The organism is Streptococcus sp. GMD4S (genome assembly GCF_000296955.1).
In genome coordinates, this window is record NZ_AJRE01000541.1 from 1 (window position 1) to 826 (window position 826).

Genomic DNA, 826 nt, shown 5'->3' on the forward strand with positions numbered 1-826 from the left:
TGCAATCAATGTATGGTCTCAATCTCAACGTAGCGACCATGGAGCCAGCTCTTCGCTATCAGGCAATTCAGTCAGGCGATATTCAAATTACGGATGCCTATTCAACCGATGCAGAGTTGGCGCGTTATGATTTGCAGGTCTTGGAAGATGACAAACAACTCTTCCCACCTTATCAAGGGGCTCCACTAATGAAAGAAGCTCTTCTCAAGAAACATCCAGAGTTGGAAACAGTTCTCAATAAATTGGCTGGTAAAATTACTGAAAGCCAGATGAGCCAGCTCAACTACCAAGTCGGTGTCGAAGGCAAGTCAGCAGAACAAGTAGCCAAAGAATTTCTACAAGAACAAGGTTTGTTGAAGAAATAGCTTGAAAATGCTAAACTCAACTTGGTTATACGCCTATACAGAAGAATGCTCAGACAATGTCGTCTGGGCTTTTTTGGTATTAGAGTTACTAAATGTCATTTAAAATGGAAAATAATACTCAATGAAAATCAAAGAGCAAACTAGGAAGCTAGCCGCAGGTTGCTCAAAGTACAGCTTTGAGGTTGTAGATAGAACTGACGAAGTCAGTAACATATATACGGTAAGGCGACGCTGACGTAGTTTGAATTTGATTTTCGAAGAGTATAAGAGAAAATTTTCAGGATTTTCTAGATTTTTACTGTAAATACACTTGACTATTCACAAAATAGGTGTATAATGTGTTGTGAACTACTTAACAAATCAGGATTTCCAGCTCATGTCGACTAAGGATGGAAATCTTGTGTATAGACAGTTCAGTAGATATATAATAGAGCGTTGCGTCCGAAAGTCTATCCAGACAC

The 826-nt window shown here is 39.2% G+C and carries 1 protein-coding gene; it reads left to right on the top strand.

Features of this window, described 5'->3' with window-relative positions:
* Positions 1-365, top strand: a 365-nt coding sequence (locus GMD4S_RS12420; RefSeq protein WP_000303738.1) for a glycine betaine ABC transporter substrate-binding protein, incomplete at its 5' end; no start/stop codon positions are given.
* Between the last annotated feature and the right edge of the window lie 461 nt (positions 366-826).